The sequence below is a fragment of the Bifidobacterium sp. M3-N-101 genome, from assembly GCF_023656805.1.
In the GTDB taxonomy this organism is placed as follows: Bacteria; Actinomycetota; Actinomycetes; order Actinomycetales; family Bifidobacteriaceae; genus Bifidobacterium; species Bifidobacterium breve.
This window is the reverse complement of the sequence record NZ_JAMOKQ010000015.1, coordinates 1-15312: the sequence shown is the minus strand read 5'-3', so window position 1 is coordinate 15312 and position 15312 is coordinate 1. Positions and strand designations below refer to the sequence as shown.

The window sequence follows — 15312 nt, the reverse complement described above, 5'->3', positions numbered from 1 at the left end:
AGCCAAGCCCTCATGTTCGGCAAGACGGACAACCAGTAAAACAAACCACCGGCCGGCACTCCTCATGCCGAAAACCGAAAAAAATTAGTGACGAAACACGAAACACCGACTTGACTAAAAACAATGCGAATCGAAGGCCTCTGGATTATGGGAATCCAAACTCTTATCCAGACGCATTCACTCGCCCCGTCTGGACGGGGCAGCAAAACCGATATAACGGCCGTTATCGGCTCTTCTTCTATTTCGAAACCATAAGAAAAGCGTCAAAATCAGGTTTTGAGCAAGGCTTTCAAGTCACGAACAGGTGGGAAACCTGTGAAGAGTACCCCTGAGGTACGTGACGGGACTGGGCGTGTCTAAGGGGGATGCAAGGATCAGCGCTATCAGATAATGAACAGGATTGGGCAGCTCCTGTGTGGTTAGCGCTATGCATTGAAAATGCCAATTCGGGGTTCGTTTAGGGGGGAAAGGACGGGACTCGCATGCCGACCACAGGTCGATCGATTGCAAAAAGAGCCGATAACGGCCGTTATGCAGGTTTGGCGTCCTTGCGGAAGATCGCGGCATGTCCTGCTACATGTTGATGTTTCTGATATGCACTTTAGGTGTCGCATTGGTCATATTACCGATACTGCCATTATTCAAATCAGACTTTATCTGTAACCCCACCTTATATCTGGGCTTGTCGGTTTACTGTTTTCTTTTGAACCAGCATTCGTTGTACTGTCAATTCATTGTCAGCATGAATGAGATTCCCTATTCCAGGGGCGTATCTGGCATCAACTGTTGCCGGAGTAACGTTGACTTGTCTGCTGTGCGGATGGATGCATTGGGGAGCTTGGGGCCTGATACTCGGGCAAGCGATTCCTCAATTGTGTTACAACAATTGGCATTGGCCCCAATATGTGTATAAAAAAAATCGGCGGCACATACATACAGAGCATAAGCACGGGAACACGTTGGTTCGTGAAGAATATCACTGAAATCTGCAAACGTCGACATTAATCCTTAGCTGCCTGTCATTGACGCAATGCTGACATGCAGCACTTGAATTTCCATATGTTTCAATATCCCAACCAACAAGACAAAGGAGAAGCACGATGAGTGGTTCCAAACGAGTCGAGTGGATCGACGTGGCCAAGGGTGTCGGCATCGTACTGGTCAGTTTCGGCCACCTCAGGAACGGTGACGGCGAAAGCGTGTGGCTGCCCGCATTGGATGCGCCCATCGACGCGATATACCTGTTCCATATGCCCCTGTTCTTCCTGCTGGGGGGCTCACGTTCAGTAGGAGGGGCGGGTTCAAGGCGTTCTTGGTGCGCAAGGCCAAGACGTTGCTGGTGCCGTATTACGTGTTCTCCCTGTACTTCCTCGCGAAACCGTTCGCGATACTGCTCATACCATCCATGCGCGCGGCCTTTCAGACGAGCCACGACTACGGTATTGCGCACCAGTTCCTCGACGTGCTCGTCATGGGCAACGGACTGTGGTTCCTCATGGCGTTCTTCGTGGGCGAATGCCTGATGTACGGGCTGACCAGCCTGACTGATAACGGGCGCGTGCTTGCCGCTATTGGAATGGCGTCCGTCATCCTGTCGACATTCGTCTCGTCCCAGACCGGATGGCCTACACTACCCTTTCAGATTGTGGCCGGAGTCAAGGCGGCTGGCTACATGTGCGTCGGATACGTGCTGAAGGAATGGCTCAAAGCCATTCCGCGCGGAAGAGCGGGCGTATCGTCAGCTTGCGCGGCCATAGTGTTCCTGACGTTGGCGGTACCGGCCGTGGCCGGAATCGTACCGGATGGTCCGGCGCTGCTGACCGCATCGGTCGCGGCGGCATTCCTTGGCACGTTCACCGTCATCTGGCTGTGCATCGCGGTGGGATCATGCCGGATGCTGGCCTATATCGGGCGCTACAGCCTCGTCTATTACGCGCTGAACGCATTGACACTCAACATCATGAAAATCGGGCTTTTCCGCGTCATCGGCATTGACGTGGCGTCCGCACCGTGGTTTTCACAGCTTCTCGCGGGCCTCGCAGCCACCGCCCTCGCGCTCGTGATACTTACCATCGCGAACCTTTTCGTACAACGCTGGATGTGGTGGGCGATAGGCAAAAACGCCCATAACCCGGTAGGGGGCTGCGGACGTTTTCTTGGAGACTGAGCGAAAGGTTTTTCGTATGTTCAGTCTTGAGGAACGAGAGCGTGCGGTGGGGTTGTATTTCACCACGCCGATGACGACGGCCCAGGTGGTGGAGCATCTGGGTTATCCGACCAGGCAGTGTCTGGAGCGTTGGCTGGCGATGGATTCCCGGTATGCTGGTCATATGGCCAAACCCATCATCCCCCTGGAGACACGGCTGAAGGCGATCGAGCTGGTGCTGGGCGGCATGCAGCAGAAGCAGGCCGCCAAACAGCTCGGCGCGGGCGTCGGCGCGGTGCATGGCTGGGTCAGGGCGTACCGCAAGGGCGGCATGGCCGCGTTGCAGCCCAAAAACAGGAACTCCGCGCAGGGCAATAAGCCCGCTGGCTCCCGTCGCTGGCCGTCCGCAGCCGATGATGATGACGCGGAGGCTTTGCGCCGCAGGGTCGAGGAACTGGAGCCGGGGGAACGCGTTGATGCGGGAGGTGGTGGAGGCTCGCAGGAAAAGACCCGGGCGCCGACCTGCGGCGCCTGTCGAACAGGGAGAAGACCCTGCCGGTCGACCGTCTGAGGCCGGCGTGTTCGCCCGGCTCGATGACATGCTTGCCCGGCATCGCGCCGAGCGGCTACCACTGCCGCCACGCCCGGCTCGGCGTTGACGAATACGCCGGGCTCGGGGCGGAGGTGGCCGGGGCGTTCGCCGATTCCAAGGGCAGGTACGGGTACCGCAGGATCAAGGCGGTGCTCAAGACCGGCGTATCGGAGAAGGTGGTCCGCGGGATCATGGCGGAGGAAGGGCTCGTGGCGCATGTGCCCAAGCGACGCAGGTATAGTTCCTACGAGGGCGAGACGACGCCGGCTCCCGTCAATCTCGTCGACCGGGACTTCACGGCCGAGCGTCCGAACGAGAAGTGGCTGACGGACATCAGCGAGATCAAGGCCAGGGACGGGAAGGTGTACCTTTCGCCGCCGGTCGACTGCCACGACGGCAAGATCGTCGCGCATGCCGCCGGGTTCGGTCCCGACGCGGAGCTGGCCAACCGGATGCCGGAGGAAGCGGTTGCCACGCCGCCCGGGGAACGCGCGTCCCCTGGTGCATTCCGACCGTGGATGCCACTGCCGGTGGCCCGGATGGCTCGGGCTCATGGAACGCTTCGGGCTGACGCGCTCCATGAGCGCGAAGGGCTGTTCGCCGGACAACGCGGCCGCGGAGGGATTCTTCGGCAGGATGAAGACCGAGGCGGTCTACCCCGAGAAGTGGGAGGAACACACCCGCAACGAGGTGCTCGCCTTGGTCGATGAGTACATACGCTGGTACAACCACGAGCGCATCAAACAGTCGCTTGGTTGGATGAGCCCGGTACAATACCGTCAAAGCCAAGGAATGGCTGCGTGATTATCTCCAAGAAAAGGGGCTGTGGACGTTTTCTTGGAGGCCGAACGAAAGGATTTGGTTGTGTTCAGTCCCGAGGAACGCAAGCGGGCGGTGGAACTCTATCTCACGACATCAATGACGACCGCCGAAGTGGTCGAACATCTCGGTTATCCGACCAGGCAGTGCCTGGAACGCCGGCTGGCGAAGGATCCCCGTTATGCCGGGCGTATGAGGATCCCCATCATCCCCCCTGGAAACCAAGCAGAAGGCGATCGAACCGGTATCGGGCGGCATGCGGCAGAAGCAAGCCGCCCGGCAGCCCGGCGCGGGCGCCGTGCCCCCATTGGGTCAAGGCACGTCTTTCGTCAAATAAATCTGCGTGTCGTCACCAGTTAATCTGAACACCATCGGCGTTCAAAATAGACACCGTCACCGGCGGTCCGGCTGGTTCCCCTCTTTTCGTTTATCTCATCAGGGAGTGGCTGTTGCGGTACGACTCGCCACGGAACCTGACGATCCTTCCGTGGTGCACGATGCGGTCGATGACCGCGGCGGCCATGTCGCCGTCGCCGAACACCTCGCCCCACCGTCCGAACTCCAGGTTCGTGGCGGACACCACGCTCCGCTTCTCGTAGGAATCCGCGACGACCTGGAACAGGAGCCTGGCCCCGTCGATGTCGATCGGCAGGTAGCCCAGCTCGTCGATGACCAGAAGCCTGGCGCGGCCTATCGCGCGCAGTTCCGCGTCGAGCCGGTTCTCGTCCCTCGCCCGCCGCAAACGCATCACCAGCGACGACGCGGTGAAGAACCTCACCGGCATGCCCCTCTCGCACGCCAGCATGCCCGTAGCGATCGCCATGTGCGTCTTGCCGCATCCAACGTCGCCGTAGAGCACGAGGTCCTCGGCCCGGTCCACGAAACCGAGGTCCATGAGCTGCTCGCCCCCCCCAGTCGGCGGGGAACGACGCCATGCCCCAGTCGTATCCGTCGAAGCCCTTGACGCACGGGAATCCCGCGTTCCTGATCAGCTTGGCGCGCCTGGATTCCGTTCGGCTGGCGTTCTGGATTGGCTACAATGTATTAGACAGTCCGATGAGGGATGAATGATGTGGGATTGGAGGCCGACGATGGCCGGCCCGAAACATCCCCGTCACTACGGCGAGGCGTTCAAATGGCAGATCGTGCAGTCGTACGAGAGCGGCAAGCCATCCCGGGAGGTCAGGGCCGGGCACGACATCGCGCAATCGACTCTGCAGCGCTGGGTCCAGGGCATCCGCGACAGTGGCTCCACCCGGGCCGCGGACAACCGCACGTCCGAGCAGGACGAGCCGGTCGAGCTGAGGAGATGCGACCGGCGGTTGGAGGTGGAGGTGGACGTTTCAGAACAAGCGGCGCCGGTATTCGCGCGAAGGCAGGCGTGATACGGGCCAACGCCGCCCGCTGCCCGATATCGGCGCAGTGCGGGATACCGGGCGTTCCCCGCTCCGCCTACTACCGGATGATCGAGCATCCCGAGACGGAGCGTGCGGATCCAATCGCCGGCGACGTGCGCGCGGCCTGGCGCGACGGCCGCGAACGCTACGGCGCCAGGAAGATCAAGGCCGCCCCGGAAAGGAGGGGCGTCACCGCGTCCAGCAGACGCATCGGCAACATCATGCGCGAACACGAACAGGCCGCCGAAGAAGGAGCTCGCGTACCGGAACCACTGCACCACGATCGAGCAGCTGAGGCGCGACCTCAACGACTACGTGTGGCGGTCCGACAACCAGCGGCTCCACTCCACCCCCGGATACCGGAGCCCGAAGGAATTCACCGAACAAGGACTCGTCCTCTAAGAAACTGTCCAACACACCGTTGCCAATCCATACATGATCTGGTTCCGGGACAAGAGGATCAAGACCGAATACGGCACGGGTATCATGGACCTGTGATGCGGGCTCGGCCTTGTGGCATAATCAGAAGAACGGGAACAAGGAAGTCCAACAAAACGGCACGATTCGCTCTTGGTTGAAAATGGACCTACAGGAAACGCCTCCTCACTGTTTGAATTTCAACGATTCACAACGGACCGGCGCTCACGAGAACAACGCAAGAGACAGAAACTGTGCGTTCTCCACCCTCTATAGTGAGTCTGCAACCTCTGCTATCGTAGTCACAGTTGTCGGTCGATAACAACGTATTCATTGTCTGTATGAATCGATGATGGCGTGTGGTATCACTGTGGCTGTGGCTACACGCGAAGTATGTCGAATGTCGGCGGACCGTGTATACATGCCCTTTCAAGTGGGAAAGGCATTGCATCCCCCGATTGAATTTGGTGTGACGTGTGACAATTCCAGAGATAATATCTCGTCGCTGAATGGTCGGTATTCCGAATTGACCGGTTCGTGTTGGTTGCAGGAGAGTCGTCCATCCCTATATCAGAGTTTGGTGTACTATCGCCGTCATTTCGTCAAGCCCGACAATCCAGAATTGTATGGAGGTGACGACAAGCTTTTTGCCGTTGCATCGCAGCGAATCGACTATGAATCGTTGCTTGACGAGATGGGGGAGGTAATTGTTCCGACCGAACGGAAGTGCTATATTGAAACTGTGTATTCACATTGCGGACGTATTATGAAGGAAGGACAGTTGGAAGCTACTAGGAAATTCAGCTCATCTTTTCAACATGTAGTGATGCACAAGGGTATATTTGACGAATACTGCAGCTGGATGCTTCTATTGTGGTCGAATCTACGAAACGTATTGATTCTTTCGAGTTGCGCTGTCTTGGAACGTATCAGTGAGATTCTCCTTGATGTGTGGCTGAATACCAAACGTTATCCATATGCAGAAATGCCGATTGTCAGTCCTGAGCCGGTGAACTGGATGAAGGAGGGGACTGGCTTCCTGATGGCGAAATTTGTCGGTAAGAAATACGTGAAGAGCTGCTGATAGACGTATGGACATTCCTGGGTACCCTCTGATTAGCGTTATCGTACCGGTCTATAACGTGGAACGTTATCTTGACCAATGCATGCACAGCCTTGTTAGGCAGAGTTATGCCAATCTTGAGATCATCGTCATTGACGACGGATCCACGGATTCATCGGGAAGGAAGTGTGATGCGTGGGCTGAACGTGATTCTCGTATCCGTGTGATCCACCAGGCCAATAAAGGTTTGGCCGATGCCCGCAACACCGGACTCGACACTGCTCGAGGGGACTATATCGGTTTTGTGGACTCCGATGACTACACGCTCCCAGACATGTTCTCTACTATGATGCGGAACATATGGGAATCCGAAGCGGACCTGTCCATCATCTCTTATGAACGTGAAAATCCGGACGGCGGTATCTATAGCAATGCTTTGTTTGGACAGAAACTGGTGATGACCTCCGAAGACGCGTTCAAATACGTCAACATGCACGGATATTTCTATGTGGTCGCATGGGACAAACTTGCCAAAAAAGAGCTGTTCGACGGTCTTCGATATCCGCTTGACGCAGAATATGCTGAGGATTCCCCGGTAACCTATCAGCTGCTTGATCGTGCCGAACGAATCGTCTACGATTCCACACCCCTATACCGATATCGGATGACGAAAGGAAGCCAATCCCACGGCATTACCGATAAATTCGCGCAATCCACTGGCAACATGCTGGAATTGGTGCGTAAGAAGTATCCTCAAGACGAACCGTATGCCGCGTATGGTCATCTGGAATCCATCGTAGGTACCTACAATCGCATTGTCCTTGCGGGCAAACGCAAGGAATGGGCTGAATTCGAGCGATTCGCACGAATCAGACTACGTGAGCTGATGCCGTTGGTCGAAAGCGCTAAGCTTATGTCAAAAAGCCAATCGCTGCAGTGGAGACTGCTTGCCGTTTCACCGACCATGTATGGCGTAATGTACCGGTGTTACAAACGCAGCCATCCTGAAATTTCGGCACATTAAGTAGGTTGTAATGAACACTCTCTTTATGCTGACGTGTATGATTCTTATTTTTCTTTTCGCCTATTTCGTCTCGGATAGGAGCTTCGTCAATCCTATTGTCTTATTTTGTCTTCCTATGATTGTTTCAGTTATATATGGATTGCAATATTATTCAGGGTGGAGATTCAATGTTTCTTCGGAGACAATGTTTTTGGTCATCTCCTCTTTTCTTGTTTTTTGCTTTGCGGTTTTTCTAGTTTCGGTCTTCATTAGAGATCGTGGTTTTAGAAGGAAAAGTGATGGATATAATGGAATAAATACAGCTTTCCTGCTTAGAGATAATGTATACGTATTACTGTTTGTACTTCAGATTTTTGCCGCTATAATCTGTTTTCTACAGGAACGTAAGATTGTTCTGGCCAATGGTTATGGTGGTGGTCCATCTGAAGTGATTGGCAGCTATAACAAGTTGATGAAATTTAGCGATGATGATGTCAACCTTCCAGGCTTCGCTTCATTGATTGCTGGATTGCAGCAGGGCATAGCCTATATTCTTGGCTATCTTTTCTCAATGGATCGAATACATGGCAGCCGGAAAACATACAAAGTCATTTTATTCGTTCTGACTGTAGTTTTGTTGACGGTGTCAGGAAGCCGGACAAATTCCATAGGTCTATTGTTTGGCACGCTGGTAATGTACATGTTGTTGAGGTGCAGAGCTGGCAAAGCGATTACGTTATGCAATATAAAAGCGAAATATGTGCTCTACGTCCCGATGAGCGTCGCCGTGTTGCTGATTGTGTTCTTTGAATCATTGACTTTGCTTGGTCGTAATGAAGAATCTGATTTCTTCTACTACATAGCGATTTATTTAAGTGCCCCTATGAAGAATTTAGATCTTGCGATAACTCACGGCATTGTGCATAGCGACTATTGGGGGCAGCTTTCCTTCAAGTATCTGTACCCGTCATTTGAAAAATTTAATCTAGTCCCAGTTGGATCGACGTATGGTGCATTCCCTTTTCTATCGTTCAATGGTTATTTCATGGGAAACGTATACACGACGTTTTACGCGTTACTTGTCGACTTCGGATTTGCTGGATGTCTACTGGCGGTAGCAATTATGGCAGCCATGTCCCAATGTACCTATTCAGTGGCGCTATGTTCACGGAACAGTTATTCTATAGCCGTCATCTTATATGCTTTCATTTCCTTTCAGTTGTTTATGTCTTTTTTCTCGAGTAATTTTTATCAGAATATTTTTAATACTGGTTTTATTAAGTTCATTATTCCGATTGTGTTGTTCAAATACTACGTCAGCATTAAAAGTCCACAGGAAAACAAGCTTTTATCATGAAAATTCATTCCGTGAAGTTCAACGTGCTGATGAACATGATCGTCACCACGTCGTCGCTGATTTTTCCGCTTATCACCGTTCCCTACGTATCGCGCGTGCTTTCCACTGGCGGAACCGGTCATGTTGCGTTCGCGCAATCGGTTTCGTCGTACTTCTCTCTAGTGGCTTTGCTGGGTGTGACCTACTATGGTGTCAGGGCTTGCGCCAGCGTGCGTGACGACGGAACGGAGCTTTCACGCACGGTCAAGGAGCTGCTGGTCATCCTGGGCTGTTCCACCACAGTGGTCAGCATTGTATACGTGGCATGCCTGTTCACCGTACCGAAGATGAACGCACAGTTCGAACTGTTCCTGCTGTTTGGTCTTTCAATCTGGTTGGCGTCGTTCGGCGTGGAATGGTTCTATCAGGCACTGGAACAATACGAATACATCACCGTGCGAAGCGTATGCTTCAAAATCCTGGCATTGGTGCTGATGTTCGCTTTTGTGAGGGAACGCGGCGATTATGTGACGTACGGTCTCATCGTGGTGGTGGCCGGCTACGGATCGAACGTTCTCAACCTTCTACGGCTGCGCAAGTTCATCGATCTGCATGATGGTGCGAAACTCGACGTGAAGCGCCATTTCAAACCCATGCTGTGGTTTGTGATCGCATCCATTTCATCCGGTATGTATATCCAAGTGGACATCGTCATGCTCGGTTTCCTTGGTACCACCAATATGGTCGGCTTGTACCAGCTGGTCTCCAAAATCAAGTCCGTGCTGGTGACTGCCGTCAATTCGGTAGGCAATGTCATGTTGCCGCGTCTTTCTTACTACCAGGCGCAAAACAAGGAACGCCGAGCTGGCGAGCTTATCGCGAAGAACATGAATTTCGTCATGGTATTCGGCTCCGCGATTATCGTATTGCTCATACTGCTCGCCGACCCCATCGTGGCCTTGCTGGGCGGTTCGGATTTCGCGGACTCCGAAGTGCCGCTACGATGCGTCGGCGTTGCTGTGATGTTCTCGGCAATGAATATCGTGCTGGCCAACTACATGATCTCCAAAGGCAAGGAACGTAGTTGGGCTACAGTCAACGCCATCGGCCTTGTGCTGGCCGTTGTCGCCAACTGTGTGCTGATTCCCCGCTTCGGTGTGGTCGGCTCGGCAATCAGCATTTCCTTGTGCGAAGCGTTGATGTTTGCCATGCGTTCCTACGTCTGCCGTGAGTTCCTCAGCGGTATTCGTGGATTAATCGACCCGATCCGTATCTTTTGCTCAGCCGGCTTTTCGGGGAATGCCACATACATCGTGCTTGCATTGTGCGGCTGCTCCGCATGGAACGCATTCCTATGGCTCGTGTGCGGTGGAATCCTTTTCTCAATCATCTACGGCACGTCCCTGCTGGTTTGCCGTGAACAATTCGTAACGGGCGTGATCCGTCCAATTCTCAACAAAATACAAGATACAAAGGAGCAGGCATGACGAAGTATGTGATTTGCGAACGTTCCCTGCACCACGCTCACGCTGGTTCCAAAGCACGCGATGACATTCGCCAGTTACTCGAACAGGACGCATGGAAACCGTTCGAAGTGCACCCCGGAGAAAACAAAGGGTATGTCGACAAGCTGCTATGCGTCGGCTATACCATCGCCGATTGGAAACGATTGGAACGTACCGTCCAACCGGCGGATGTGGTGCTGATCCAATTTCCCCTCATTATGTATAACAAGGTTTCCTTGTACGCTTTGCCTTCCGTACGCAGAATGAAGGAACAGGGAGTACGGTTCATCATGCTGGTGCATGATCTGGAAAGCCTGCGAGGATACTCCTTCACTGGCTTCGACAAACAGTGGGTGGCAGAGGCCGACGCTTTGATCAGCCATAATCCTCGCATGAGTGAGGTATTGCGAGAATATGGGGCCAAGGCTCCAATCAAGGAAATCGGCATTTTCGATTATCTGCTGCCTGATGTGACACCGGTGCCGCCAGAACGGCGCCATGGCATCGACATCGCAGGAAATCTCAGCCATGATAAAGCCGGATATCTCTATCGGCTCGCCGAGCAATTTCCTGACGCGGATATCAACCTCTACGGTCCCAAATTCGACTCCGAACGTGGTCCTTCCGAATGGTATCGGGGCATCTGTACCCCTGATGAACTGCCGAACAAGCTCCAAGGACGATTCGGTCTCATTTGGGACGGCGACAGCGCCGAAACATGTACAGGGTTCTACGGCAAATACCTGACTGTCAACAACCCCCACAAACTTTCGCTTTACTTGGCTTCCGGCAAACCAGTGATCATCTGGAAGGAAGCGGCGCTCGCGTCATTCGTGACGGAACATGGCGTTGGAATCGCTGTGAACACCCTCCGCGAAGCCATACAGGCGGAACATGACATCGACGAAGAAGAATACCTCACGATGGCGCGTCGGGCGGAGGTTTTGGGCGCTCGATTGCGTGAAGGGCATTACGCCAAAAAAGTCATGGAAGAACTGCGATCAATTATGCCGGAACTACAGGAAAGGCAATGACAATGGGTGTGAAGCAGCAGATCAGGAAAATGGTGCCAAAGCATGTGTGGCGAACATTGCAGCGTGCCAAGGCGAATATGAAACTGAAATCATATTACAGCCGGCAGCGCAAGCGATTCCTGAACAATTGCGCCGGACCATGGAACAGCGAACAGTCCGAACAGCTTCGTGGAACGATGGTGTATTATATCCATCGCATCGAAAAAGGACTGTCGCACCAGTGTTTTCGCGACGGCTTTGGCAGATCCGCGTTCAGCGAGCTCAAAACCGTGATGGAACAATGGCGCAAGCATAGCTATCCGGTGGACGATGTGACATACCAAGTCGCGCAGAACGTCATCCGGGCATACGTGCGTAAGCATCGCGCAATTGGAAAACCGGTTCCCCGATTCGTTGGCGAATGGTTCCCCGCTGAAATCGCTTCAGCGGACAAACCATACGACAGTGCCGCCGAAGCTGGAACCAAAACCGTTCGTGCCGCCGACAAACGCAACAACGCGTCATCGGACTACGCGACACTGTTCGCCGGACGTACCAGTGTCCGCGAATATGCGGAAACGGACGTTGACAAGGAAAAGCTTCACAACGCGGTCGCGATCGCCATGAAAACACCATCCGTATGCAATCGACAGGCATACCGCATACTGTTCATCCGCAATCCGAAATTCATTGAACGAGCGCTGACTTTGCAAGGTGGGTGGCGCGGATACAGCATGCCGCCCGTACTGGCGCTCATCAGCGTGGACGTCCGCAGTTTCGTCAGTGTCGAGGAGCGTAACGAGCCATACATCGACGGCGGACTGTTCACCATGTCATTCCTCACGGCCCTCGAATACGAATCGCTCGCATCATGCCCGCTGAACACCATGATGCGAGCGAATCAGGAACAAGAGATACGCAAGTTGCTGGGAGTGCCTGATTACGAAGTGCTTATCGCATTCGTGGCCATCGGTAATTTCCCGGAATCCATCGAATCACCGGTATCCTTCCGATACCGGCCGGAATTCGTCACACGAGAACTGAACTGACCATGACCGAACTCGTCAGCATCATCATTCCGGTATATCAAACCCCGATTCAGACCTTGCACGACTGTGTGAAAAGCCTGCAGCAGCAGCGAGGGGACGACTTTCGTATGGAAGCCGTCATCGTCTTCGACGGAAAACCGGCGTTCGATACAACTTCCATACCGACATGGGCCACAGCATCCATGAACGTCCATACCGAAACAATCGAACATGCAGGCGTATCGGCGGCCCGGAATGCCGGTCTACGATCAGCGAGCGGACAGTGGGCCATGTTTGTGGATTCGGACGATGCGCTCGCCGAAGACGCCGTTGAGAATCTGCTGGAATTCGCCATGCAGCGGCAGTGCGATATTGTGATGGGAGCATATCGTAGCGTACTGGGGGCGAATGTCGATGCGGATGCCGAAACGCATCATTATCTGAACGAAAACAAGGTTTTCGAAGGCTTGGAATGTGACAAGTTCTGCGAGGACATGCTTCGTCCGCAACGGGGAATCGCCTTGGCATGGGGCAAACTGTACCGCATGTCCGTACTGCGAAGCGTCCAAGGATTCAACGAATCCTTGAGCTTGGGGGAAGACGCGGAATTCGCATTCCGTGCGTGCGCTGCGGCGCAACGTATCGGATATGTGAATGCAATGGCATATGAGTATCGAAGGAATGCGCAATCCGCGGTGCGGACGTTCCGAGCCGACTATGTACGGCGCACGGTGAAAGGAATCGAAGCGCTGCAGGACACCGTACGGCAGATGGAACCCGCCGATACGCGGGAAGCCTACATGCAGTGTCTTGATGATTATGCGCTGTTTCACCTGACCATCATCATGGTCAACTACCTGTTTAATCCACAGGTACCTTGGAATCGCAAGGAACGGGAAACCCGATATCGGCAAACCTTGAATCTACCGGTATTCCAAGAGCCGTTGCGGCGATATCGTGGAGGCAGATTCCCGATAACCAGACGAGTGGCCCTGCTTTCCATGAAATGGCATCTATATGACATCAGCGCTGCGATAGCGTGGGTGCGACACAGGCAATTCGGCGACTGAACAATAAAACCAACAAACGAATGAGCTTGAAACGAAAGGAACACGACATGGCCGGTCATCCGCTCAATATCGGAATCATCACCTACCATGCGGCCTACAACTATGGTTCGGTGCTGCAGGCGTACGCAACACAGACAAAGTTTGCAGACATGGGACACAACGTCACCATGGTCGACTACCGCTCCGAAGAAGGCAAACGATACTATGAACGTCTGTATTTCCGCGGACAGGGACTGAAATCGACACTTGCCGATCTGACCATGCTGCCAGTAGCCGGCAAGCGCAAACTCAGAATGAAGCGTTTCGAACAGTTCATTCACACGAATCTGCAGTTGAGCGCGAAGCAATATCGCGCTCCTGAAGAACTTAATGAGCTGGCCGAAACATTCGACGTTGCGGTGAGCGGCAGCGATCAAATCATCAACAAGCATTCCAACGAATTGGCACGTGTGGATTGGGAATACATGGATCCATACCTGTTGAAGTGGACGCGCCGCAGAAAAATCTCATACGCTTCTTCGCCGGCTACCATGAACGATGAGGAACTTGACCATATCGGTCCGGCGCTCGCCCGATTCGATGCACTGTCGGCTCGCGAACGGTCCGCATGCGCGCGTTTGGAGCGAGTGAGTGGTAAGCATGTTGAGCATGTGTGCGATCCGACGTTGTTGCTGACGGCGAATGAGTGGATGAGACACGTTCCAGCATGCCGGAAGACGGTGGTAGGGGAGGGGCCGTACCTGCTGTTCTATTCGTTGCTTCGTCCTAAGCGTGCGGTGGGCGTTTTTAATCAGTTGAAGGGACTGTCCAGGCGTATTGGCATGCGCATCGCAGTGTTGACGCCGATGGCGGGCAATGTACCGAACTGTGCGGAATTGATTAATGTGTTGGAGGCCGGTCCTGAGGAATTCCTCTCTCTGATGCGTCATGCTCAGGCGGTGCTTACCGATTCCTATCATGGAACGCTGTTTTCCATCAACTTTCATAAGACTTTCTGGGTTTATACCGAAGGTACGAAAGAGCATGAGTTGGACACCCGTCGTGGGCAGGTATTGCAGGAATTGGGATTGACGGATCGCATCATCACCGACTTCACGCAGATTCCTGCTGTTGCTGTAACGAACAAAGGCCAGGTGATTGATTTTTCGCAAGCCGATATCGCTTTGCAAGCCATGCGCGATAGGTCAATCGCATATCTCGGAAGAGCTGTTTATGCGGAGACTATATCCGGATAATCGGTATGAGAGCAGGCAAAAACGACATAGAACGGCATAAGAAGGGAAGGTCCGGTTCCGTTGTCATGTGGAACCGGACCTTCCTTTATAGGATTTCGGTTACTTCACTATAATGGCGAGTTAAAGTAACGATTGTAGATAGTTGCGCTGGTTTGAAAGGCCCGCTATCTATTTAGAAGTGCAACGCCCTTGTTCGTTGGTTAATTCTAGCGGTTCATCGGTGAATGCCTCGGCCGGGGTGCGGTAGCCGAGCACCCGCATGGGACGGTTGTTGATCTCGTCCATGATGGCCTGCACGTCGTTGGCCATGGACGGTTCGATGCGGGAGCGTTTGGGCAGGTAGCGGCGGATCACGCCGTTACGGTTCTCGTTGCCGCCACGCTGGTACGAGCTGTACGGGTCGGCGAAATACGTGGCCATGCCGGATTGTTCGCGCAGCCGCCCGTGGAGGCGTGCCTGCCGATCAGCCCGACAATCCGCCGCATACCCGATCGTGGTTGTACCAGTGGATGTACTCGTCGATCAACGCGAGCACCTCCCCACGGGTGATAGGGGGCTGCGGACGTTTTCTTGGAGATAATCACGCAGCCATTCCTTGGCTTTGACGGTATTGTACCGGGCTCATCCAACCAAGCGACTGTTTGATGCGCTCGTGGTTGTACCAGCGTATGTACTCATCGACCAAGGC

General features: G+C 54.0%; 16 protein-coding genes and 4 pseudogenes. 16 read left to right on the top strand and 4 right to left on the bottom strand.

From position 1 onward, the window contains the following. The 5 genes and pseudogenes from NBH12_RS10705 to NBH12_RS11070 form a co-directional block, all read left to right on the top strand. The coding region (locus NBH12_RS10705; RefSeq protein ID WP_250819479.1) for a hypothetical protein at positions 1–332 on the top strand (332 nt) is incomplete at its 5' end. A gap of 980 nt (positions 333–1312) precedes the next feature. Further along, a complete protein-coding gene (locus tag NBH12_RS10700) occupies positions 1313–2167 on the top strand; it encodes a hypothetical protein (protein WP_250819478.1) in 855 nt (284 codons plus the stop codon). Between the two features lie 16 nt (positions 2168–2183). Continuing rightward, entirely contained in the window at positions 2184–2717 is a 534-nt protein-coding gene (locus tag NBH12_RS10695) for a helix-turn-helix domain-containing protein (RefSeq protein ID WP_250819477.1), read from the top strand. A 23-nt stretch (positions 2718–2740) separates the two neighbouring features. Beyond that, positions 2741–2911, top strand: a pseudogene (locus NBH12_RS10690) (IS3 family transposase); the annotation flags it as partial. A gap of 238 nt (positions 2912–3149) precedes the next feature. Further along, positions 3150–3542 carry an IS3 family transposase gene (locus tag NBH12_RS11070; RefSeq protein ID WP_350448486.1) on the top strand — a complete coding sequence of 131 codons (393 nt, stop codon included), beginning with the start codon at positions 3150–3152 and terminating at the stop codon, positions 3540–3542. A gap of 442 nt (positions 3543–3984) precedes the next feature. On the opposite strand, the pseudogene istB reads toward NBH12_RS11070, so the two are convergent. Beyond that, positions 3985–4585: pseudogene (gene istB, locus NBH12_RS10680) on the bottom strand (IS21-like element ISBad1 family helper ATPase IstB); the annotation flags it as partial. Between the two features lie 63 nt (positions 4586–4648). Here istB and NBH12_RS10675 point away from each other — a divergent pair. From NBH12_RS10675 to NBH12_RS10625, 11 genes and pseudogenes are all read left to right on the top strand, one after another. Then, positions 4649–4942 (top strand): transposase, encoded by a 294-nt coding sequence (locus NBH12_RS10675; RefSeq protein ID WP_226790851.1) that lies wholly within the window; start codon positions 4649–4651, stop codon positions 4940–4942. After that, positions 4867–5127: pseudogene (locus NBH12_RS11065) on the top strand (hypothetical protein); the annotation flags it as partial. The gene NBH12_RS10675 and the pseudogene NBH12_RS11065, both read left to right, overlap by 76 nt. Further along, the gene (locus tag NBH12_RS11060) at positions 5045–5356 is read left to right on the top strand and encodes an IS3 family transposase (RefSeq protein WP_307838795.1); all 312 of its coding nucleotides are present in this window, start codon (positions 5045–5047) and stop codon (positions 5354–5356) included. The pseudogene NBH12_RS11065 and the gene NBH12_RS11060, both read left to right, overlap by 83 nt. A 391-nt stretch (positions 5357–5747) precedes the next feature. Next, positions 5748–6455, top strand: a complete 708-nt coding sequence (locus tag NBH12_RS10660) for a DUF4422 domain-containing protein (protein ID WP_250819476.1) — start codon at positions 5748–5750, stop codon at positions 6453–6455. Between the two features lie 58 nt (positions 6456–6513). Then, on the top strand, positions 6514–7458 hold the full coding sequence (locus tag NBH12_RS10655; RefSeq protein WP_232783122.1) for a glycosyltransferase family 2 protein: 945 nt from the start codon (positions 6514–6516) through the stop codon (positions 7456–7458). Positions 7459–7495: 37 nt separating this feature from the next. Continuing rightward, on the top strand, positions 7496–8794 hold the full coding sequence (locus NBH12_RS10650) for an O-antigen polymerase (protein WP_171842892.1): 1299 nt from the start codon (positions 7496–7498) through the stop codon (positions 8792–8794). Next, the gene (locus NBH12_RS10645; protein WP_052790911.1) at positions 8791–10260 is read left to right on the top strand and encodes a flippase; all 1470 of its coding nucleotides are present in this window, start codon (positions 8791–8793) and stop codon (positions 10258–10260) included. The genes NBH12_RS10650 and NBH12_RS10645 overlap by 4 nt, the downstream gene beginning before the upstream one ends. Further along, the gene (locus tag NBH12_RS10640) at positions 10257–11312 is read left to right on the top strand and encodes a glycosyltransferase (protein ID WP_052790912.1); all 1056 of its coding nucleotides are present in this window, start codon (positions 10257–10259) and stop codon (positions 11310–11312) included. Before NBH12_RS10645 ends, NBH12_RS10640 begins: the two co-directional genes overlap by 4 nt. A gap of 77 nt (positions 11313–11389) precedes the next feature. Continuing rightward, positions 11390–12340 carry a nitroreductase family protein gene (locus NBH12_RS10635; RefSeq protein ID WP_236839603.1) on the top strand — a complete coding sequence of 317 codons (951 nt, stop codon included), beginning with the start codon at positions 11390–11392 and terminating at the stop codon, positions 12338–12340. Between the two features lie 2 nt (positions 12341–12342). Beyond that, on the top strand, positions 12343–13389 hold the full coding sequence (locus tag NBH12_RS10630) for a glycosyltransferase family 2 protein (RefSeq protein ID WP_106641302.1): 1047 nt from the start codon (positions 12343–12345) through the stop codon (positions 13387–13389). 47 nt (positions 13390–13436) lie between these two features. After that, entirely contained in the window at positions 13437–14624 is a 1188-nt protein-coding gene (locus NBH12_RS10625; protein ID WP_232783124.1) for a polysaccharide pyruvyl transferase family protein, read from the top strand. Between the two features lie 168 nt (positions 14625–14792). Here NBH12_RS10625 and NBH12_RS10620 read toward each other — a convergent pair. From NBH12_RS10620 to NBH12_RS10615, 3 genes and pseudogenes are all read right to left on the bottom strand, one after another. After that, positions 14793–15071: pseudogene (locus tag NBH12_RS10620) on the bottom strand (transposase); the annotation flags it as partial. A 16-nt stretch (positions 15072–15087) separates the two neighbouring features. Next, positions 15088–15174: an IS3 family transposase gene (locus tag NBH12_RS11055; protein ID WP_077149688.1), complete on the bottom strand. Its 87-nt coding sequence runs from the start codon at positions 15172–15174 to the stop codon at positions 15088–15090. Positions 15175–15204: 30 nt separating this feature from the next. After that, on the bottom strand, positions 15205–15312 hold a 108-nt coding region (locus NBH12_RS10615), incomplete at its 5' end, for an IS3 family transposase (RefSeq protein WP_250819480.1).

Excerpts from the sequence above, each read along its gene's own strand:
- NBH12_RS10695 (WP_250819477.1), top strand. The coding sequence starts at position 2,184 with ATGTTCAGTCTTGAGGAACGAGAGCGTGCGGTGGGGTTGTATTTCACC.
- NBH12_RS11070 (WP_350448486.1), top strand. The coding sequence starts at position 3,150 with ATGCCGCCGGGTTCGGTCCCGACGCGGAGCTGGCCAACCGGATGCCGG.
- NBH12_RS10675 (WP_226790851.1), top strand. The coding sequence starts at position 4,649 with ATGGCCGGCCCGAAACATCCCCGTCACTACGGCGAGGCGTTCAAATGG.
- NBH12_RS10650 (WP_171842892.1), top strand. The coding sequence starts at position 7,496 with ATGATTCTTATTTTTCTTTTCGCCTATTTCGTCTCGGATAGGAGCTTC.
- NBH12_RS10645 (WP_052790911.1), top strand. The coding sequence starts at position 8,791 with ATGAAAATTCATTCCGTGAAGTTCAACGTGCTGATGAACATGATCGTC.
- NBH12_RS10640 (WP_052790912.1), top strand. The coding sequence starts at position 10,257 with ATGACGAAGTATGTGATTTGCGAACGTTCCCTGCACCACGCTCACGCT.
- NBH12_RS10635 (WP_236839603.1), top strand. The coding sequence starts at position 11,390 with ATGAAACTGAAATCATATTACAGCCGGCAGCGCAAGCGATTCCTGAAC.
- NBH12_RS10630 (WP_106641302.1), top strand. The coding sequence starts at position 12,343 with ATGACCGAACTCGTCAGCATCATCATTCCGGTATATCAAACCCCGATT.
- NBH12_RS10625 (WP_232783124.1), top strand. The coding sequence starts at position 13,437 with ATGGCCGGTCATCCGCTCAATATCGGAATCATCACCTACCATGCGGCC.